The following is a 21,096-nucleotide window of genomic DNA, read 5'->3' as shown; positions in this document are numbered from 1 at the left end:
ATGCGGAACTCTCCCGATGTGGCGTGCCCCCCTCAAGGACCAAGGTGGAGACATCGCAGAGGAGCCGAACCGACGAGGGGCACGAGATGTTCGAGTACGAGATCCAGCAGATCCGGTCCGCGGAGATGATCCGGGACGCCGACCACTTCCGCATGGCCCGCGAGGCCGTCCGCAGCCGCCGGGCCGCCCGGCGCGAGGCCGCGCGGTCCAGGCGCGACGACACCGAGGGGCAGGTGAACGGCCACCGGCACCGCAGGCCCCGGTTCGCACGCGTCGCATGAGCGCCGGGGCACGGCGGGGCGGCCGCACGGGGGTCGGCCGTCCCGATCACGGTCCCGGCCGCGGCGGGGACGCGGTGACCGCTCTCCCGGTCCCGCACCCGTCGCCGGCGGTCCCGGTCCCGCACTCGTCCCCGGCGGTTCCGGGCACGCACCCGGGATCGCCGGGGACGGGCGCGTCCGCCCTGGTCACGGACGCGTCCGCCGTCGCGGGCGGACCCGGGACCGCCGCCGGGCGCCGGATAACCAGTGCCGCGGTGTCGGACCGCTGTGCGATGCTCGGCGCTGTGGAGACCAGGTCCGTGAGTCCGGTCTTCGTCGGCCGGGCCGACGAACTGGGCACGCTGAACGACGCGCTCGCCCGCGCCGCCGCGGGCGAGCCGCAGGCGTTGCTGCTCGGCGGCGAGGCAGGCGTCGGGAAGACCAGGCTCATCGAGGAGTTCGCGACGGGCGCCTGCCGCGAGGGCGCCGTCGTGGCGGTCGGCGGCTGCGTCGAGATCGGCGCCGACGGACTGCCCTTCGCGCCCTTCTCCAGCGCCCTGCGGGCCCTGCGCCGCCACCTGCCCGGCGAACTGGCCGAGGCCGCCGCGGGCCAGGAGGAGGAGCTGGCCCGGCTGCTGCCCGAGCTGGGGGAGAGCCCCCGCGGACGGCACGACGAGGACGGCACCGCCCGCCTCTTCGAGCTGACCGTCCGCCTGCTGGAGCGCGTCGCCGCCGACCGCCCGGTCGTCGTCCTCCTGGAGGACCTGCACTGGGCGGACGCCTCGACCCGCCACCTGCTCGCCTACCTCTTCCGGACCCTGCGCAGCGGCCGCCTGCTCGTCGTCGCCACCTACCGCGCCGACGACATCCACCGCCGCCACCCGCTGCGGCCCCTGCTCGCCGAGCTGGACCGGCTGCGCACCGTGCGGCGGATCGAGCTGAACCGCTTCAGCCGCTCCGAGGTCGCCCGCCAGATCGCCGGGATCCTCGCCGCCGAGCCCGATCCGGCGCAGGTCGACGACATCTTCGCCCGCTCCGACGGGAACGCGTTCTTCGTCGAGGAGCTGGCCGTGGCCGCCCGCGACGGCGGCTGCGCCGGCCTCACCGACTCCCTGCGCGACCTGCTCCTCGTCCGGGTCGAGAGCCTGCCCGAGAGCTCCCAGCGGGTCGTCAGGATCGTCGCCGAGGGCGGCTCCACCGTGGAGTACCGGCTGCTCGCCGCCGTGGCCCGGCTCTGCGAGGACGACCTCATCGAGGCGCTGCGGGCCGCCGTCGGCGCCAACATCCTGCTCGCGACGCCCGACGGCGACGGCTACCGCTTCCGCCACTCCCTGGTGCGCGAGGCGGTCGGCGACGACCTGCTGCCCGGCGAGCGCTCCCGCCTCAACCGCCGGTACGCGGAAGCCCTGGAGGCGGACCCCACGCTGGTCCCGGCCGACGAGCGCGCCGCCCGCCTGGCCAGCCACTGGTACCACGCGCACGACGCCGCCAAGGCCCTGCCCGCCGTCCTGGACGCCTCCGTGGCGGCCCGCCGCCGGCATGCCTACTCGGAGCAACTGCGGCTCCTGGAGCGGGCGATGGAGCTCTGGGACACCGCCCCCGAGGCCGTACGCGCCGACCTGCGGCCCGTCGACTGCACCGAGGTCTATCCTCCTCCGCAGTCCGGGGAGTGCGCGGGGACCCCGTTGCGCTACCTCGACCTGATGGCCGAGGCCGCCGTGGCGGGCCGCTTCTCCGGGGAGCGCAAACGCGCACTGAAGATCACCAAGCGGGCCCTGCACCTCCTGGAAGACGACGGGGACCCCCTGCGCGCCGCCTGGTTCTGGCTCCAGCGCTCCCGCCTCGTCGAGTCGCAGGGCCTGGGCGACGGCTGGCAGGAGCTCGCCACCGCCCAGGACCTGGTCCGGGGGCTGCCGCCGTCCGAGGTGCACGCCGACGTCCTCGCCAACGTGGCCAACTGGCTGATGGTGCACCGGCCGGGACCGGACGCCCTGCAGGCCGCCGAGCGCGCCGTGCAGTACGCACGCATGGTCGGCGCCCGCGACATCGAGCTGAACGCCCGGCTCACCCTCGGCGGGCTCTTCGTCGAATCGGGCGACATCGACGTCGGCCTCGCCGAGGTCCACGAGGTCCTGCGGCGCGCCACGCAAGCGGGCGTCGCCTACGTGATGGGCCGCGCCCATGTGAACCTGCCGTCCAACCTGGAAGGCGTCGGCCGCTCCCTGGAGGCCGTCCGCATGCTCCACCAGGGCCTCGAACTCACCCGCTCACTGGGCCTGCTGGACACCGAGGCCTGGATCTGGGGCAACCTCGCCGACTCCCTCTTCTCCCTGGGCCGCTGGGACGAGGCCGCCGAGGCGGGGGACCACTCCGAGCGGGTCGGCCAGAGCGCCAAGCCCCGCGGCTTCCGCGCCACGATCCACGCCCGGCTCGCCCTCGCCCGGGGCGACCTCGCCACCGCGGGCGAACAACTGGCGCGGGCGCGCGCCCACTTCGGCACCCACGACAGCGTGCCCCAGCACGCCCTGCCCCTGGCCACCGTCGCGGTCGGCACCGCCGCCGGACAGGGCCGCCTCCAGGACGCCCGGGCCGAGCTGGCGCAGGCGCTGCGGATCGGCTTCCCGCCGGGCACCCACCGCTACGGCTGGCCGCTGCTGCTCGCCGCCGCGACCGCCGAGGCCGACGCCCGAGGCCTGCCCGCCGCCGAACCGGACCGCGCCGAGTCCGTCGGGCGCCTGCGGGAGACCGCCAGGTCCCTCGTCACGAATGTGCCCGTCTGGCAGGCGCACGAGCGCTGGGTACGGGCCGAGCTGCTGCGCGCGGAGGGCCGAGACACCCCGGACGACTGGTCCGAGGCGCTCGCCGCCTTCGAGCCGCTGGAACGCCCGTACGACCTGGCCCGCGTCCGGTACCGGCTCGCCGGGTCCCTGCTGGCCCGCGGCGGTACGGAGGAGGAGCGGGGCCGCGCCACGGAGCTGCTGCGGCTGTCCCGGGCCACCGCCGACCACCTCGGCGCGCGCCCGCTCGCCGACGCGGCCTCCGCGCTCGCGCAGCGCGCCCGCCTCACCCTCGCCCGGGCGGCCGGGCCGGCCCCCCTCGCGCCCGCCGACCCGGCCGAGGCGCTCGGGCTCACCAGCCGCGAGCGCGACGTCCTGCGGCTGGTGGCCGCGGGCCGCAGCAACCGGCAGATCGCCGAGGAGCTCTTCATCTCGCCGAAGACGGCCAGCGTCCACGTCTCGAACATCCTCGCCAAGCTCGGCGTCGCGGGCCGGGGCGAGGCGGCGGCCGTGGCCCACCGGATGCGCCTCTTCCCGCCGGAGACGGCCGCCGCGGGCCCGGCCGGCCGGGCCGGCTGAGTTCCTGGCGCCGAGGTCTACGCTGGAAGCGATGCCGGGCCCAGGGAGGCACCGTGTTCAACATGATCGAGAATCTCTTCGCACCCGGCCGCAAGCACACCGACGAGGAGCGCAAGCGGCTGGAGCTGACCCGCGTGGACCTGAACGACGGCGATCCCGGGCGGGGCCCGATAGACCTCGCGTCGGGCAAGGTGACGGTCCGCGCACCGGCGCGGCCCGCGCGGGAGCGGGACGACCGGGGCGGCCGGCCCGCCCCGGACGGCCCCGAGCCTTCCGGACAGGACGGTCCGGAGGGTCCCGTCTAGGTGCCGTGCGGGTCCCTCACGTCACCCGCAGTTCCAGGATCTTGTCGTCGCCCTTGCCCGGGGTGCCGCGCCCGTCCGTCTCGCTCGTGACCAGCCAGAGCTTGCCGCCGCCCGCCGAGACCACCGTGCGCAGCCGGCCGTGGTCGCCTTCCAGGAAGGCCTGCGGCCGCGCCGACTCCTTCGTGCCGTCGAGCGGGATGCGCCACAGCCGCTTGCCGCGCAGCCCCGCCATCCAGACGGAGCCCTGCGCGTAGGCGATGCCGCTGGGGGAGGCCTCGTCGGTGCTCCACTGGTCGACCGGGTTCCGGTACTTCGAGTCGTCCGACCTGCCCTCCACGTCCGGCCAGCCGTAGTTGCCGCCCGGCACGATGTGGTTCAGCTCGTCCCAGGTGTCCTGGCCGAACTCCGACGCGAACAGGCGCTGCTTGCTGTCCCAGGCCAGCCCCTGCACGTTGCGGTGGCCGTAGGAGTAGACCGGCGAGCCGAAGGGGTTGCCCGGCGCCGGCTCGCCCTCCGGGGTCAGGCGCAGGACCTTGCCGCCCGTCGACTTCTTGTCCTGGGCCAGCTCGGTCACATAGGTCTCGCCCGTACCCACGTACAGCATCTTGTCGGGGCCGAAGGCGATCCGGCCGCCGTTGTGGTTCGTGCCCTTCGGGATGCCCCGGAACACGGTGTCGGGCGCGCCCAGCTGCTCACCGGCCGGCTTGTCGGCGTCGTAGAGCATGCGCACGATGCGGTTGTCGGAGTCCGAGGTGAAGTACGCGTAGACCATGTGGTCCGAGGCGTACGACGGCGACAGGGCCAGGCCCATCAGGCCGCCCTCGCCGCCGGGGGCGACGCCGGGCACCGCGCCCAGCTCGGTCTTCTTCCCGGTCTTCTCGTCGACGCGGGTGATCGTCCCCTCGTCCCGCGAGGAGACCAGCAGCCCGCCCTCGGGCAGCGGCGCCAGCCCCCAGGGCGTCTTCAGTCCTTCGGTGACGGTCCGTACGACCTTCACCGACCCCTTGGCCGGCGGGGTCTCCTCGGCCGCCTGCGCGGAGGCCGGGGCCGAGGAGGAGGCGGCCGGCCCGGAGCGGTCCGCCGACGCGCTCCCGCCGCCCTCCGGCTCCCAGTCGTCCCCCGAGGAGCACCCGGCCGTCACCAGGAGCGCGGCTGCGGCCAACACGGCCGTCACAGCTCGTCGTTGCACGATCAGGATCCCTTCGACGCGGCAGGCTCTCCTTGTCATACACCGCCCGCGCCCCACGAGTTCCCGATCACGGACATCGAATCGCCGGAACACGCCCCTGCCGGGCGCTCCCGTCCCGGACGGCGGCCCCGGAGCCTCAGTCCCAGGAGCCCAGCGCCGCGGGCAGCGCCGCCACCTCGGCCAGATCCTGCGCCGTCAGCCGCAGCCCGGCCGCCGCCGCGTTCTCCCGGACCCAGCACTCCCGCTTGGCCCCGGGCACCGGGACGACGTGCCGTCCGCGCGACAGCACCCAGGCGAGCGCCACCTGCGCGGGGGTGACCTCCGTCCCCGGCGCCGCGGCCGAGTGGCGGGCCGCTATACGGCGCAGCCCGACGACGATCGGCTGGTTGGCGGCCATCATCTCGGCGGTGAAGCGCGGATGCCGGGCCCGCAGGTCGTCGCGCTCGAACCCCTCGCCCGGGGTGAGCGTCCCGGTCAGGAAGCCGCTGCCCAGCGGCATCGCCGCGAGGAAGCCGACGCCGCGCGCCTCGCACCACGGCAGCAGGGACTCCAGCGCCTCCGGCGACCACACCGACAGCTCCGCCTGCACGGCGCTCACCGGGAAGACCTGCTGCACCCGCTCAAGCTTCCGGATCGTCCCGTCGTGCAGCCGCGCCCCCGGCCCGCGGCCGGAGCGCGCGCCCACCGCGCACAGCCCCAGGGCTCGCACCTTGCCCGCGGAGACGAGCTCCGCCATCGCGCCCCACGTCTCCTCGACGGGCACCTCGGGGTCCTCGCGGTGCAGCTGGTAGAGGTCTATGACGTCCGTCTGCAGCCGCCGCAGGGAGGCGTCGCAGGCCCGTCTCACGTAGCCGGGGCGGCCGTTGGCCACCAGGTGCTGCTCGCCCACCAGCAGGCCGACCTTGGTCGACACGAAGGCCTGGGCGCGCCGGCCCTTCAACGCGCGCCCCACCAGCAGCTCGTTGGTGAACGGCCCGTACATGTCGGCGGTGTCCAGGAGCGTCACGCCCCGGTCGAGGGCGGCGTGCACGGTCCGCAGCGACGCGGCACCCCGCTGCCGCGAACCCGAGTACGCCCAGCTCATCGGCATGCACCCGAGGCCGACGGCCCCCACCTCAAGCGCCGCCGCCCCGATCGTCCTGCGCTCCACCTGGCCGTGCCCTCCCTCTGCCGGCCCCCAAACTAACCTCTGCGTCCACAAGGACTTCGCATAGCCTCCTGCTCATGACGTACGAAGTGTGGCTCCCCTTCCGCGCGGACGAGATCGACGGGCTCCCCGAAGGGCCCGACTACCGTTACTGGAACGGCGAGGACGACTTCCCCGCCGACCCGGCCGACTGCGCCTTCTACGTCGTGCCCTACATGAAGGGCGGCGACGTCCCGGTCCGTCCCCTGGCCGGCATGACCTCCCTGAAGGTCCTGCAGACCCTGTCGGCCGGCATCGACCACGTGCAGCCCGGCCTGCGACTCCTGCCCGACGGCGTGCAGTTGTGCAACGCCCGCGGGGTCCACGACGCCAGCACCGCCGAACTCGCCCTCACACTGATCCTCGCCTCGCTCCGCGGCATCCCGGACTTCGTCCGCGGCCAGGACCGCGAGGAGTGGAGGTCCGGCTTCCGCCCCGCGCTCGCCGACCGGAGCGTCCTGATCGTCGGCTACGGAGCGGTGGGCTCCGCCATCGAGGACCGGCTCGCACCGTTCGAGCTCGCGCGGGTGGCGCGCGTCGCGCGCTCCGCACGTGAGACGGCGCGCGGCCCCGTGCACCCGATCACCTCTTTGCCTCAACTTCTCCCGGACGCCGACGTGGTGGTGCTCGTGACACCCCTCACCGAGGAGACGAAGGGCCTGGTCGACGCCGGTTTCCTGGCCCGGATGAAGGACGGGGCGCTCCTGGTGAACGTGGCCCGCGGCGGCGTCGTCGACACCGGCGCGCTGCTCGCCGAGCTGGAGAGCGGCCGCCTGCGGGCCGCGCTGGACGTCACCGACCCCGAACCGCTGCCCGCCGGTCACCCTCTGTGGCACGCGCCGGGGGTGCTGATCAGCCCGCACGTGGGCGGTCCGACCTCCGCGTTCCTCCCACGCGCGCACCGGCTCCTCGTGGACCAGTTGAACCGGTTCGTGAACCGGGAGCCACTGCGGAACGTGCTCCTTACGACGGGCTCGTAGACCTCCCCACTCCCGGCCGCACGCATACGAAGGGCGCTCATGGGTACCCTCCGCAGTCCCTCGGACGCGCGCCGTGGCCGCATCCCCGCTGGTCGTCACAGAGCGTAGAGGAACTATGTCCCTGAGTGACGAGACTGGTGTATCGTCCCGACAGGGGATGCGCCGCGCACCGTTCGGCGCCGGGGACTGAGAGACAGCAGGAGCGAGGGGGGCGACGGGCGATGCATGGCCTATGGACCAACGATCCGACGCGGCGGGGCCGTCGACGGCGACCCTGGTGTCCGCCCACGCGCAGGAGCGGCCACGGCGGCCGGCACCACCGCCGGCCGGGCGGCCGCAAGCGGCACGCCCAGCCGGCCCACCGGGACCAGAGGGACTCGGGGGCGGCCCGGACCGGGGAAGCACAGTGAGCTCCCCGGGAGCGATGCTGTCCCGCGGGCGGACCTCCGCGGGTGGTGCGGACGGCAAGGGCACCGCGGGCGTGGTCCCGCAGCTCGTGCTCGTCCTGATGTGCGCGGGCTACGCCGTCGGCTCCGCGCTCGGCTGGGGGTCGCACGAAGTGGCCCTGTTCATGGGCGACTTCGGGCTGGCCGCGGCGGCCGCGACCGCCGCCGTCTCCTGCTTCCTGTGCGCCCGTACCCGGCGCAGCCGCTTTCGACCGGCCTGGCTCCTCTTCTCGCTCTCCTCCGCGATGGCCGCCGCGGGCAACATCGTCTGGGGCTGGTACGAGGTCGTCCTGGACCGCCCGGTGCCCAGCCCGAGCTACGCCGACCTGTTCTTCCTGTGCTTCGCGCCGCCGGCCATCGTGGGACTGCTCGTCCTCGCCAAGCGGCCGGTGCGCAGGGCCGGCTGGGTGTGCCTGGGCCTGGACGCCTGGCTGATCGGCGGCTCCCTGCTCACGCTGTCCTGGAGCCTCGCGCTGGCCCAGGCGGCCAAGGCGGACGGACCGGGCGTGCCCCACACGGCGCTCTCGCTCGCGTACCCACTGCTGGACATCGCCCTGGTGAGCATGGTGCTGGCCCTGCACTTCAGGCGCTCGGCCGTGAACCGCTCCGCGGTGAACACCGCGATCGGGGCGCTGGCCCTGACGGTGATGTGCGACGCCCTGTTCACCTCGCCGCTGCTGCACAACGACTACCGCTCCGGACAGTTGCTCGACGCCGGCTGGTTCGCCGGCTCCCTGCTCCTGGCCTACGCCCCCTGGGTCGGCCAGTGGCACGGGCACGGCGGGGACCAGGGGCACACCCGCGTGGTGCACAGCCACGTGCCCGGGTTCCGGCAGGAGCAGCAGGTGCGCGCCCCCGCCCAGGAGGGCGGCCACAGCCGGTACCAGGCGGGCCGGCCCATCACCAGCTCGCTGGCGGCCCTCACCCCCTACCTGGCCGCCGCCGTCTGCACGCTGGGAATCCTCTACAACGTGCTCAGCGGCCGCAGCGTCGACCGCGTGGTGCTCGTCACCGGGGGCACGGTCGTGCTCGCCCTCGTGGTGCGCCAGGGCATCATGCTCATGGACAACATCACCCTCACCCAGGAGCTGGCCCAGAAGGAGAACCACTTCCGTTCCCTGGTGCAGGGCTCCAGCGACGTCATCATGATCGCCGCCCCGAACGGCATCCTCCGGTACGTCAGCCCGGCCGCGGCCGGGGTCTACGGACGCCCCGCGGAGGAGCTGGTCGGCTCCGAACTGGCCTCGCTCATCCACCCGGAGGACCTGGGCTGCGTGGTGCACGAGGTGCGCCGTTTCCTCGCCGCCGACCCCGTCGAGGAACCCACCACCCGCATCGAGTGCCGCTTCCGGTCCGGCGGCGGGGCCGCCTCCCGCCAGGGCGAGGCCGAGGACGGCTGGCTGAACGTGGAGTCGACCGTCAAGCGCCACCACGGCGGCCTCATCTTCAACAGCCGGGACGTCACCGAACGCGTCCGGCTGCAGGCGCAGTTACAGCACAACGCCGAACACGACCCGCTCACCGACCTGCCCAACCGCGCCCTGTTCACCAAGCGCGTCGGGCAGGCGCTCTCCGGGCGCCGCTCCTCCGACCACGGCACCGCCGTGCTCTTCATCGACCTCGACGGCTTCAAGGCGGTGAACGACACCATCGGCCACCAGGCCGGCGACGAGCTGCTCGTGCAGGCCGCCCGCAGACTCCAGGACGCCGTCCGCAAGGGGGACACCGCCTCCCGGCTCGGCGGCGACGAGTTCGCGGCGCTGATCGTCGGCGACGGCTCCCGTGACCGCGCCGCACGCGAGCGCCACATCTTCGAGCTCGCCGACCGCCTCAGGACGACCCTGTCCCAGCCGTACTTCATCGACGGCAACGATGTCCGGGTCGCCGCCTCCATCGGGGTGTCCTTCTCCGAGCCGGGCCTCGGCGCGGGGGAGCTGCTGCGCAACGCCGACCTGGCGATGTACCGCGCGAAGGCGGCGGGCAAGGGCCGCGTCGAGCTGTACGCGCCCCAGATGCAGCAGGACGTCGTCCGCCGGGCGGAGCTGGCCTCCCGGCTGCGCGCCGCCCTGCACGACGGCGAGTTCGCGCTGCTGCACCAGCCCGTGGTCTCCCTGGACACCGGCCGGATCACGGCGGTGGCCGCGCAGGCCCGCTGGCGCTCGGCCCAGGGGGTGCTCTTCACCCCCGCCGAGTTCCTGCGCGTGGCCGAGGACGGCGACCGCACCGCCGAGCTGGGCCGCTGGATGCTGGAGGAGGCCGTCGAACAGGCCGCCGAGCGCGCCGCCACCGGGCTCGCCGTGCCCGTGGCCGTCCGGATGACCGCCCGCAGGCTCCTCGACCGCTCCATGCCGCTCAGCTCCGTGGAGGCCCTGCTGACCCGGTACGGACTGCCCTCCGGCGGCCTGGTCGTCGAGCTGGCCGAAACGGACCCCGACGTCTGCCAGGACGAGCTGGAGCGCCGCCTGAAGGCGCTCAGGCGCCTCGGCGTGCGCATCGCCCTGGAGGGCTTCGGCAGCGGCTACGGCACGATCACCGCACTGCGCCGGCTGCCCGTCGACATATTGAAGCTGGACCGCACCCTGGTCGAGGGCATCGTCGAGTCCGCCCGCCTGAACAAGATCACCAGCGGGCTGCTGCGCATCGCGGGCGATCTGGGCCTGCAGTCCGTGGCCGACGGGGTGGACCTGCCCGAACAGGTCGTCGCCCTGCGCTCGATGGGCTGCACCCATGGACAGGGGGCCGCCTTCTCCGGGCCGCTGGACGAGTACAGATTGCGCCGCGCCCTCGCGGTGAGCGTCTACCCCATGCCGCACGGCCCCGTCGAACCCGTCTTCCTGGGAGGTGGCGCGAGCAGCGTCTACGCAGGTGGGGGCACAAGTGCGTACGCGGCGGGGGCGGCTTCGGGAGGGTACGGGACCGGGACCGCCCTGCGCTCACATAATGAGACCCCCGTCCCACCCGCTTGACACGCACTGTGTGCCGGGGAGAGGGTCTGTGCCATGCGCACCCGAATTCTCGTACTTGGAAAGCGCGTCGGCTGAGCTGGGAAGCACCGGATCGATGAACCGGAACGACCAGCGACCGCACCCGACGCGCTCCCCTCGCCTGCCTCACGGCACGAGGGGTTTTTTGTTGCACGAGTGACTGTCGACCAGTAATCGCACACCGCACAAAACTCGCGAAAACCCTCAGCATCGAGAAGAGAATGCCGATGACCGAGCAGGCCACCGGGGCCCACCACCCGCAGCCGCGGCCCCGTTCCGGAGGACAGCCGTCCGCCCCTGAGCAGGTGACGGGAGCGCAGTCCCTCGTCCGCTCTCTTGAGGAGGTCGGGGCCGAGACGGTATTCGGCATTCCCGGCGGCACCATTCTTCCGGCGTACGACCCGCTGATGGACTCCAAGCGGGTGCGGCACGTGCTGGTCCGCCACGAGCAGGGCGCGGGTCACGCGGCCACCGGGTACGCGCAGGCCACCGGCAAGGTCGGCGTCTGCATGGCGACCAGCGGTCCCGGCGCCACCAACCTGGTCACGCCGATCGCCGACGCGCACATGGACTCCGTGCCGCTGGTCGCGATCACCGGGCAGGTCGTGTCCAAGGCGATCGGCACGGACGCCTTCCAGGAGGCGGACATCGTCGGCATCACCATGCCGATCACCAAGCACAGCTTCCTGGTCACCAGGGCGGAGGACATCCCGCAGGCGATCGCGCAGGCGTTCCACATCGCCTCCAGCGGCCGCCCGGGACCGGTCCTGGTCGACATCCCCAAGGACATCCTCCAGGCCAGGACCACCTTCTCCTGGCCGCCGGTCATGGACCTGCCCGGCTACCGCCCGGTCACCAAGCCGCACGCCAAGCAGATCCGCGAGGCCGCCCGGCTGATCACCCAGGCCAAGCGGCCCGTCCTGTACGTCGGCGGCGGCGTCATCAAGGCCGGCGCGACCGCCGAGCTCAAGGTCCTCGCAGAACTCACCGGAGCGCCCGTCACCACCACCCTGATGGCGCTCGGCGCGTTCCCCGACAGCCACCCGCTGCACGTGGGAATGCCGGGCATGCACGGTTCGGTCACCGCCGTCACCGCGCTGCAGAAGGCCGACCTGATCGTCGCCCTCGGAGCCCGCTTCGACGACCGCGTCACCGGCAAGCTGGACAGCTTCGCCCCGTACGCGAAGATCGTCCACGCCGACATCGACCCGGCCGAGATCGGCAAGAACCGCGCCGCCGACGTGCCGATCGTCGGGGACGCCCGCGAGGTCGTCGCCGACCTGATCCAGGCCGTGCAGAAGGAGCACAGCGAGGGCCACACCGGCGACTACACCGCCTGGTGGAAGGACCTCGACCGCTGGCGGGAGACGTACCCGCTCGGCTACGAGCAGCCGTCGAACGGCTCGCTCTCCCCGCAGCAGGTCATCGAGCGCATCGGGCAGCTCGCGCCCGAGGGCACGATCTTCGCCGCGGGCGTCGGCCAGCACCAGATGTGGTCCGCGCACTACATCCAGTACGAGCAGCCCTCGACCTGGCTGAACTCCGGCGGCGCCGGGACGATGGGCTACGCGGTGCCCGCCGCGATGGGCGCCAAGGCCGGGGCGCCGGACCGCACGGTCTGGGCCATCGACGGCGACGGCTGCTTCCAGATGACCAACCAGGAACTGACCACCTGCGCCCTGAACAACATCCCGATCAAGGTCGCCATCATCAACAACGGCGCCCTCGGGATGGTCCGCCAGTGGCAGACCCTCTTCTACAACCAGCGCTACTCCAACACCGTGCTGCACTCCGGTCCCGGGGCGGACGGCAAGCAGCCGAGCGCCGGCACCCGCGTCCCCGACTTCGTCAAGCTGTCGGAGGCCATGGGCTGCTACGCCATCCGGTGCGAGTCGCCCGACGACCTCGACAAGGTCATCGAGGAGGCGAACTCGGTCAACGACCGCCCCGTCGTGATCGACTTCATCGTCCACGAGGACGCCATGGTGTGGCCGATGGTCGCCGCCGGCACCTCGAACGACGAGATCATGGCCGCCCGTGACGTCCGCCCCGACTTCGGCGACAACGAAGACGACTGAGAGCCGTAGGTAAAGGAAGCAGCCCATGTCCAAGCACACGCTCTCCGTCCTGGTGGAGAACAAGCCCGGTGTCCTCGCCCGGATCACCGCCCTGTTCTCCCGCCGCGGCTTCAACATCGACTCGCTCGCGGTGGGCGTCACCGAGCACCCCGACATCTCCCGCATCACCATCGTGGTGAACGTGATCGAGGAACTCCCGCTCGAACAGGTCACCAAGCAGCTCAACAAGCTCGTCAACGTCCTGAAGATCGTCGAACTGGAGCCGGGCGCGGCCGTCCAGCGCGAACTCGTCCTGGTGAAGGTGCGCGCCGACAACGAGACGCGCTCCCAGATCGTCGAGATCGTCCAGCTCTTCCGCGCCAAGACCGTCGACGTCTCCCCGGAGGCCGTCACCGTCGAGGCCACCGGCGGCGCCGACAAGCTGGAGGCCATGCTCAAGATGCTGGAGCCGTTCGGCATCAAGGAGCTCGTCCAGTCCGGCACGATCGCCATCGGCCGCGGCTCGCGCTCCATCACCGACCGTTCGCTGCGCGCGCTGGACCGGTCCGCGTAGACCCCGCGAGCGATTCGCGTACGGCCGGAAACGGGCGGGCGGCCGCCGTCGGCCGCCCGCATTCCGAGACCCCGGAACCTCCCCCCACCCCACCGGCATACGGTGGGGAGCAACACCTGCACACCAAGGAGAGAACCCAAAGTGGCCGAGCTGTTCTACGACGCTGACGCCGACCTGTCCATCATCCAGGGCCGCAAGGTCGCGGTCATCGGTTACGGCAGCCAGGGCCACGCCCACGCGCTGTCGCTCCGTGACTCGGGTGTCGACGTCCGGGTCGGTCTGCACGAGGGCTCCAAGTCCAAGGCCAAGGCCGAGGAGCAGGGCCTGCGCGTGGTGACCCCCTCGGAGGCCGCCGCCGAGGCCGACGTCATCATGATCCTCGTCCCGGACCCGATCCAGGCCCAGGTCTACGAGGAGCACATCAAGGACAACCTGAAGGACGGCGACGCGCTGTTCTTCGGCCACGGCCTGAACATCCGCTTCGGCTTCATCAAGCCCCCGGCCGGCGTCGACGTCTGCATGGTCGCCCCCAAGGGCCCGGGCCACCTGGTGCGCCGCCAGTACGAGGAGGGCCGCGGCGTCCCGTGCATCGCGGCCGTCGAGCAGGACGCGACCGGCAAGGGCTTCGAGCTCGCCCTCTCGTACGCCAAGGGCATCGGCGGCACCCGCGCCGGCGTCATCAAGACGACCTTCACCGAGGAGACCGAGACCGACCTGTTCGGTGAGCAGGCCGTCCTCTGCGGCGGTACGGCCGCGCTGGTCAAGGCGGGCTTCGAGACGCTGACCGAGGCCGGCTACCAGCCGGAGATCGCCTACTTCGAGTGCCTGCACGAGCTGAAGCTCATCGTCGACCTCATGTACGAGGGCGGCCTGGAGAAGATGCGCTGGTCGATCTCCGAGACCGCCGAGTGGGGCGACTACGTCACCGGCCCGCGGATCATCACGGACGCCACCAAGGCCGAGATGAAGAAGGTCCTCGCCGAGATCCAGGACGGCACCTTCGCGCAGGCCTGGATGGACGAGTACCACGGCGGTCTGAAGAAGTACAACGAGTACAAGACCCAGGACGAGAACCACCTCCTGGAGACCACGGGCAAGGAGCTGCGCAAGCTCATGTCCTGGGTCAACGACGACGAGTGAGACCGTCGGCCGGGTCGTGGCACCGGGACGTCCCGGTGCCACGGCCCGACCGGTCCGTGCACCGATCAGCCGGAGTGGCTGACCACGCGTACCCGATCGTGCGCGCTGCCTCGCACGTGCGGGTGATCCTTCTGCGGAGGCGCGTGAACACGGCGCGCGACCACTAGACTGCTCAACCAATACGCGTCGGGCCCACAGCGTCGTGCGTCTAACACGCGGCAACCGCGACACCGAGGGGTTTCAGGCACGTTCCCACGCCGCCCGGCACGCACTCCCGCTGCACCGTCCGAAAGCCCGAGTAGCTCCGCTACGAGGACCTCCGTCCGGCACACCGAGAGCACGCACCGAACGACGCAGGAACGCACCCGCAACCCCACGGCGCCGCTCCCTCCACCGCCTGCGGCCGTCGGGACGGCCGTCCGCAATGGACTTGTGAGGACTCACGTGAGCTCGAAACCTGTCGTACTCATCGCTGAAGAACTGTCGCCCGCCACCGTCGACGCCCTGGGCCCGGACTTCGAGATCCGGCACTGCAACGGCGCGGACCGCGCCGAACTGCTGCCCGCGATCGCCGAGGTCGACGCGATCCTGATCCGTTCCGCGACGAAGGTCGACGCCGAGGCCGTCGCCGCCGCGAAGAAGCTGAAGGTCGTCGCACGAGCCGGCGTCGGCCTGGACAACGTCGACGTCTCCGCCGCCACCAAGGCCGGCGTGATGGTCGTCAACGCCCCCACCTCGAACATCGTGACCGCCGCCGAGCTGGCCTGCGGCCTGCTGCTCGCCACCGCGCGCCACATCCCGCAGGCCAACACCGCCCTGAAGAACGGCGAGTGGAAGCGCAGCAAGTACACCGGCGTGGAGCTGGCGGAGAAGACCCTGGGCGTCGTGGGCCTGGGCCGCATCGGTGCGCTGGTGGCCCAGCGTATGTCCGCCTTCGGCATGAAGGTCGTGGCCTACGACCCCTACGTGCAGCCCGCGCGCGCCGCGCAGATGGGCGTGAAGGTCCTCTCGCTGGACGAGCTGCTGGAAGTCTCCGACTTCATCACCGTGCACCTGCCCAAGACGCCCGAGACCCTGGGTCTGATCGGCGACGAGGCGCTGCACAAGGTCAAGCCCTCGGTGCGCATCGTCAACGCCGCGCGCGGCGGGATCGTCGACGAGGCCGCGCTGTACTCCGCGCTCAAGGAGGGCCGCGTGGCCGGCGCGGGCCTGGACGTGTACGCCAAGGAGCCCTGCACCGACTCCCCGCTCTTCGAGCTCGACCAGGTCGTGTGCACCCCGCACCTGGGCGCCTCCACCGACGAGGCCCAGGAGAAGGCCGGCATCGCCGTGGCCCGCTCCGTACGCCTGGCGCTCGCCGGCGAGCTGGTGCCGGACGCCGTCAACGTCCAGGGCGGCGTCATCGCCGAGGACGTCAAGCCCGGCCTGCCGCTGGCCGAGAAGCTCGGCCGCATCTTCACCGCCCTCGCGGGCGAGGTCGCGGTACGCCTGGACGTCGAGGTCTACGGCGAGATCACCCAGCACGACGTCAAGGTCCTCGAACTCTCCGCCCTCAAGGGCGTCTTCGAGGACGTGGTCGACGAGACCGTGTCGTACGTGAACGCTCCGCTGTTCGCGCAGGAGCGCGGCGTCGAGGTCCGGCTGACCACGAGCTCGGAGTCCTCGGACCACCGGAACGTGGTGACCGTGCGCGGCACCCTCGGCGACGGCCAGGAGGTCTCGGTCTCCGGCACGCTCGCCGGTCCCAAGCACCACCAGAAGATCGTGGCCGTCGGCGAGTACGACGTGGACCTGGCGCTCGCCGACCACATGGTCGTCCTCAACTACACCGACCGTCCCGGCGTCGTCGGCGCCCTCGGCCGGATCCTCGGCGAGGCCGGCATCAACATCGCCGGCATGCAGGTCGCCCGTGCCGACGTCGGTGGGGAGGCGCTGGCCGTGCTGACCGTGGACGACACGGTTCCGCAGCCGGTTCTGACGGAGTTGGCGGAGGAGATCGGAGCGGTGCAGGCTCGTTCGGTCAACCTCGTCTGAGGTTGCCCGAACCTGCGGGGGCTGCGCCCCCGGCCCCCGGTCCGCGTTCGTTTTCTTCTGCGGCTTCGGTGGGGGCTGGTCGCGCAGTTCCCCGCGCCCCTTAAGGGGCGCGATTGTGAGGCCCGGCGTACTTAGATGCGCTGGGCCTTCAGGGTCATGTGGAGGAGTAGGCGGGATTCTCCGTCTGCCAGGTCCAGGCCTGTGAGTTGTTCCACCCGGGACAGGCGGTAGTACAGGGTCTGGCGGTGGATGCCCAGTGCGGCGGCGGTGCGGCCGGCCTGGCCCGCGCAGTCCAGGAACACCTCCGCGGTGTGGGCGAGTTCGCGGTGGGCGGCGGCGAGGAGCGGGCGTACCGCCGGGTCGTCGGACGCGGTCGGCGGCATCGTCGTCAGCAGGCGGTACGGGCCGATCGACGACCAGTGCGCCACCGGGCCCAGCCGGGGCTCGGCCACCGCCGCGCGGGCGGCGGCCGACGCCTCCTGCCAGGCGGCTCCCAGGTCGGTCAGCCCGGAGCGGGGCGTGGCGATGCCCGCCGCCGTGCCCGCCGCCTCCGCCCGCTCCAGCAGCCGTGCGGACGCCGTCGTCGCCGGGGTGAGGGACTGCGCGGAGCGCAGGCGCACCAGCAGCGCCAGGCTCTGGGCCGCGTCGGGCCAGGGCAGGGTGCACAGCGCCGTGGTGCCCGGGACGGTGCGCACGGAAGGCGCCTCGTCGGGGTCGGACGAGGGCCAGGGCGCCACGCAGACCAGCGCGTGCAGGCTGTCGCCGCGGGGACCGAGGGCCGTACGCAGTTCCGTCACCGCGAGCTCGCGCTGCCAGCCGCTCCCGGCGGTGAGGACCGCGCGCAGCTCACGGCTCAGGTCCGCCCCCGCCCGGGCCTCGTCCGCGAGCAGGGCGCCGATGCGCGGGGTCACCTCCATGGCCGCCGCGAGCTGCCGCTCACCGGGGCCCGGGTCGTCGGCCAGCAGCCACACGTAGCCGAGCGCTACCCCCCGATGGCGTACCGGGAGGCAGATGCGGCCCCGGTGGACGCCCGCCTCCGGGGTCGGCGGGATACGGACCGGGCCGGTCGCCCGGGCGATGCCGAAACTCTCGAACCAGGTGCGGACCGCCGCCGTGGAGCGGCGGGTGAGGATCGAGCGGGTGCGCACCGGGTCCAGCGCGGAGGCGTCCAGCTCGCCCTCGCTGTCGTACGCGGCGAAGGCGATCAGTTCGAAGTCGCGGTTCTCCAGCGTCGCGGGGGCGCCCAGGAGTTCCGAGATCTCGTCGACCAGCTCCTGGTAGTCACCCTCGTGTTCCGACGTCACCTGGGCATTCTCCCCCATTCCCGTCCCGCCGCCGGGCGTCTTCGTACATCTGTCTGAAGTCCGGGGCACGGATGCGTGACAGCTGTCGATGGCCCAGGATCGGGGTGGTCCCTAGGTTTCACGGTGGTTCTTCGTTTACCGGCTTCCTGTGGAGGTGCCCCGTGCTGGGTCCCGTGATTCTCGCCGCCTCGCGCAGCGACCGGATGCGCCGTCTCGTCTCGGCCGCCCCGGTGACCAAGCCGGTCGTCGACCGCTTCATCCCGGGGGAGAGCGTCGACCAGATCGTGCCGATCATCCAGGACCTCACCGACAAGGGCCTGGAGCTGACCATGGACGTGGTCGGCGAGGACATCACCACCCCCGAGCAGGCCGCCGCCGCCCGTGACGCCTACCTGGAGCTGATCGCCCGCCTGGCCGAGCTGGACCTCGGGACGCGCGCCGAGATGTCGGTGAAGCTGTCCATGTTCGGGCAGGCGCTGGAGGGCGGCCACGAGCTGGCGCTCGCCAACGTCCGGCCCGTCGTCGAGGCCGCCGCCGCCATCGGCACGACGGTCACGCTCGACGCCGAGGACCACACCACCCTCGACTCGATGTTCGCCATCCACGACGAGCTCCGCAAGGACTTCCCGGAGACCGGCTGCGTCATCCAGGCCTACCTCTTCCGCACCGAGGCCGACGCCCGCCGCCTCGCCGCGAACGGCAGCCGCGTACGGCTCGTGAAGGGCGCCTACAAGGAGCCCGCCGAGGTCGCGTACCAGCAGAAGCCGGAGATCGACAAGGCGTACGTCCGTGTCCTGCGCACCCTGATGGAGGGCGACGGGTACCCGATGATCGGGTCGCACGACCCGCGGCTGATCTCCATCGCGCAGGAGCTCGCCCGGCGCGCCGGGCGCAAGCCGGACGAGTACGAGTTCCAGATGCTGTACGGCATCCGCGGCGACGAGCACCTGCGGCTCGCCGCCGAGGGCCACCGCATGAGGGTCTACACGGCCTACGGCACCGACTGGTACGGCTACTTCATGCGCCGCCTGGCGGAGAAGCCGGCCAACCTGCGCTTCTTCGCCCGCAGCATGATGACCCGGGGCTGACGCATGACCGTGACGCAGGCTTCCGGCCGGGGGTCCGGGGGTTGTCCCCCGGGAAGGCACAGTATGCGCCGCTTGGTCGAGAAGCCCGCCAACCTCCGCTTCTTCGCCCGCTCTGTTCTCACCAAGGGCTGAGCCCTCACCCGTCGGCACCGGGCGCGAGCCCCGACACACCCGCTCACTAAGGAGTTACGGAACTCATGGACGCTGTGACCCAGGTCCCCACCCCCGTCAACGAGCCGGTGCACGGCTATGCCCCCGGCTCGGCCGAGCGCGCCCGTCTCGAGGCCAAGCTCAAGGAGCTGGCCGAGAACCCGATCGACCTGCCGATGACCATCGGCGGCGAGAAGCGCATGGGCGGCGGCGAGCCGTTCCAGGTGGTGCAGCCGCACAACCACAAGGCCGTCATCGGCMCCCTGCGCAACGCCACCCGCCAGGACGCCCAGGACGCGATCGACGCCGCCCTCGCCGCCGCCCCGGCCTGGCGCGCGATGTCCTTCGACGACCGCGCCGCGATCATCCTGCGCGCCGCCGAGCTGCTGTCGGGCCCGTGGCGCGAGACCCTCGCCGCCTCCACGATGCTCGGCCAGTCCAAGACCGCCCAGCAGGCCGAGATCGACTGTCCCTGCGAGCTCGTCGATTTCTGGCGCTTCAACGTGAAGTACGCCCGCGACCTGCTCGCCGAGCAGCCGCCGGCGAACTCGCCCGGCGTCTGGAACCGCCTCGACCACCGCCCGCTCGAAGGCTTCGTCTACGCGATCACGCCCTTCAACTTCACGGCCATCGCGGGCAACCTGCCCACCGCCCCGGCGCTCATGGGCAACGTCGTCGTCTGGAAGCCGTCCCCGACGCAGACCCACGCCGCCGTGCTGCTCATGCAGCTCCTGGAGGAGGCGGGCCTGCCCAAGGGCGTCATCAACCTCGTCACCGGCGACGGCATCGAGGTCTCCGGGGTCGCCCTGGAGCACCGCGACCTGGCCGGCGTCCACTTCACCGGCTCGACCAAGACCTTCCAGTACCTGTGGAAGACGGTCGGCAACAACATCGAGAAGTACCGCACCTACCCGCGCATGGTCGGCGAGACCGGCGGCAAGGACTTCGTCGTCGCGCACCCCAGCGCCGACCGCGCCGTCCTGAAGACGGCCCTGACCCGTGGCTCCTTCGAGTACCAGGGCCAGAAGTGCAGCGCCTCCTCGCGCGCCTACGTCCCGGCCTCCATCTGGAACTCCGGTTTCAAGGAGGAGTTCGCGGCCGAGGTCGACGGCATCACCATGGGCGACGTCACCGACCTGTCGAACTTCATCGGCGCCGTCATCGACGAGCGGTCCTTCGCCAAGAACAAGGCCGCGATCGACCGCGCCGCCGCGGACCCGAGCTGCACGATCGTCGCGGGCGGCACCTACGACGACTCGGTCGGCTACTTCGTGCGCCCGACCGTCATCGAGTGCACCGACCCGGAGAACGAGGTCTTCACGACCGAGTACTTCGGCCCGATCCTCGCCGTGCACGTCTACGAGGACGAGAAGTACGACGAGATGCTGACCCAGATGGAGTCGGTGTCCGACTACGCGCTCACCGGCTCGGTCATCTCCGGCGACCGCGCCGCCGCCGCGTACACGATGGAGAAGCTGCGCTACGCCGCGGGCAACTTCTACATCAACGACAAGTCGACCGGTGCCGTGGTCGGGCAGCAGCCCTTCGGCGGCGGCCGCGCCTCGGGCACCAACGACAAGGCGGGCGCCCCGCAGAACCTGATGCGCTGGACGCTGACCCGCGCCATCAAGGAGACGCTGGTCCCGCCGACCGACTACCCGTACCCGCACATGGGCTGAGCACCGCCCGTACGGACCGGGGCGCCCCCGTACACGGGCCGGCGTCCCCCAGAACCGCCCCCGCACCGGAAGCATCCCCTCCGGGCGGGGGCGGTGTGCGTTTGCTTCCGGCGGGCTGCCTGGGTTTTGTCTGCGGGTCGGCTGTGGCTGGGCGCGCAGTTCCCCGCGCCCCTTACGGGGCGCGGTTCCTCGCGCTCCTGACGGGGCGCAGGTCAGAGCGGTGTGAGTGATCGGTCGTCTCAGATAGTAGGAAGTCCGACTAACTATGGAGACAGATGGGCTCTCCTCGCCTAGCTTGGAAGGAGCCGAACGTCTCGCTCGACCCAGCGAATGGCGGTCGTGAGCCGGAGCCCCTGGCAGGCAA

General features: G+C 72.1%; 14 protein-coding genes. 11 read left to right on the top strand and 3 right to left on the bottom strand.

The genetic code is table 11. From position 1 onward, the window contains the following. The first annotated feature begins 86 nt into the window (after positions 1–86). The 3 genes from FGF04_RS02130 (at position 87) to FGF04_RS02120 (ending at position 3,921) form a co-directional block, all read left to right on the top strand. Positions 87–281, top strand: coding sequence for a hypothetical protein (locus FGF04_RS02130; RefSeq protein WP_149509520.1), 195 nt, complete (start codon positions 87–89; stop codon positions 279–281). Between the two features lie 272 nt (positions 282–553). Then, positions 554–3,616, top strand: a complete 3,063-nt coding sequence (locus FGF04_RS02125) for a helix-turn-helix transcriptional regulator (RefSeq protein ID WP_149509462.1) — start codon at positions 554–556, stop codon at positions 3,614–3,616. A gap of 62 nt (positions 3,617–3,678) precedes the next feature. Further along, positions 3,679–3,921: a DUF6191 domain-containing protein gene (locus tag FGF04_RS02120; RefSeq protein WP_149509461.1), complete on the top strand. Its 243-nt coding sequence runs from the start codon at positions 3,679–3,681 to the stop codon at positions 3,919–3,921. Positions 3,922–3,937: 16 nt separating this feature from the next. Here the strand turns inward: FGF04_RS02120 and FGF04_RS02115 are convergent, their stop codons facing one another. Together FGF04_RS02115 and FGF04_RS02110 are read right to left on the bottom strand one after the other, a co-directional pair. Further along, the gene (locus FGF04_RS02115; RefSeq protein WP_408055579.1) at positions 3,938–5,110 is read right to left on the bottom strand and encodes a PQQ-dependent sugar dehydrogenase; all 1,173 of its coding nucleotides are present in this window, start codon (positions 5,108–5,110) and stop codon (positions 3,938–3,940) included. A 136-nt stretch (positions 5,111–5,246) separates the two neighbouring features. Continuing rightward, positions 5,247–6,260 carry an aldo/keto reductase gene (locus FGF04_RS02110; RefSeq protein WP_149509459.1) on the bottom strand — a complete coding sequence of 338 codons (1,014 nt, stop codon included), beginning with the start codon at positions 6,258–6,260 and terminating at the stop codon, positions 5,247–5,249. A 74-nt stretch (positions 6,261–6,334) separates the two neighbouring features. On the opposite strand from FGF04_RS02110, the gene FGF04_RS02105 reads away from it, so the two are divergent. From FGF04_RS02105 to serA, 6 genes are all read left to right on the top strand, one after another. Beyond that, on the top strand, positions 6,335–7,276 hold the full coding sequence (locus tag FGF04_RS02105; protein WP_149509458.1) for a 2-hydroxyacid dehydrogenase: 942 nt from the start codon (positions 6,335–6,337) through the stop codon (positions 7,274–7,276). A 424-nt stretch (positions 7,277–7,700) separates the two neighbouring features. Then, complete coding sequence (locus tag FGF04_RS02100; protein WP_188113932.1) at positions 7,701–10,688, top strand: putative bifunctional diguanylate cyclase/phosphodiesterase; 2,988 nt, start codon at positions 7,701–7,703, stop codon at positions 10,686–10,688. 239 nt (positions 10,689–10,927) lie between these two features. After that, entirely contained in the window at positions 10,928–12,784 is a 1,857-nt protein-coding gene (locus FGF04_RS02095; RefSeq protein ID WP_149509456.1) for an acetolactate synthase large subunit, read from the top strand. A gap of 25 nt (positions 12,785–12,809) precedes the next feature. Continuing rightward, the gene (ilvN, locus tag FGF04_RS02090) at positions 12,810–13,337 is read left to right on the top strand and encodes an acetolactate synthase small subunit (protein WP_149509455.1); all 528 of its coding nucleotides are present in this window, start codon (positions 12,810–12,812) and stop codon (positions 13,335–13,337) included. Positions 13,338–13,478: 141 nt separating this feature from the next. Further along, a complete protein-coding gene (gene ilvC, locus FGF04_RS02085; protein WP_149509454.1) occupies positions 13,479–14,477 on the top strand; it encodes a ketol-acid reductoisomerase in 999 nt (332 codons plus the stop codon). Positions 14,478–14,921: 444 nt separating this feature from the next. Next, positions 14,922–16,511 (top strand): phosphoglycerate dehydrogenase, encoded by a 1,590-nt coding sequence (serA, locus tag FGF04_RS02080; protein WP_149509453.1) that lies wholly within the window; start codon positions 14,922–14,924, stop codon positions 16,509–16,511. Between the two features lie 131 nt (positions 16,512–16,642). Here the strand turns inward: serA and FGF04_RS02075 are convergent, their stop codons facing one another. Further along, positions 16,643–17,833, bottom strand: a complete 1,191-nt coding sequence (locus FGF04_RS02075) for a helix-turn-helix domain-containing protein (protein WP_149509452.1) — start codon at positions 17,831–17,833, stop codon at positions 16,643–16,645. Positions 17,834–17,976: 143 nt separating this feature from the next. On the opposite strand from FGF04_RS02075, the gene FGF04_RS02070 reads away from it, so the two are divergent. Both FGF04_RS02070 and pruA read left to right on the top strand, forming a co-directional pair. Beyond that, positions 17,977–18,903, top strand: a complete 927-nt coding sequence (locus FGF04_RS02070; protein WP_149509451.1) for a proline dehydrogenase family protein — start codon at positions 17,977–17,979, stop codon at positions 18,901–18,903. Between the two features lie 197 nt (positions 18,904–19,100). Then, a complete protein-coding gene (gene pruA, locus FGF04_RS02065) occupies positions 19,101–20,732 on the top strand; it encodes an L-glutamate gamma-semialdehyde dehydrogenase (protein WP_149509450.1) in 1,632 nt (543 codons plus the stop codon). Positions 20,733–21,096 lie beyond the last annotated feature (364 nt).

The organism is Streptomyces apricus (assembly GCF_008369065.1).
Taxonomy (GTDB): domain Bacteria; phylum Actinomycetota; class Actinomycetes; order Streptomycetales; family Streptomycetaceae; genus Streptomyces; species Streptomyces apricus.
Note: the sequence above shows the minus strand (reverse complement) of the source record. Positions and strands in the feature narration are given on the sequence as shown.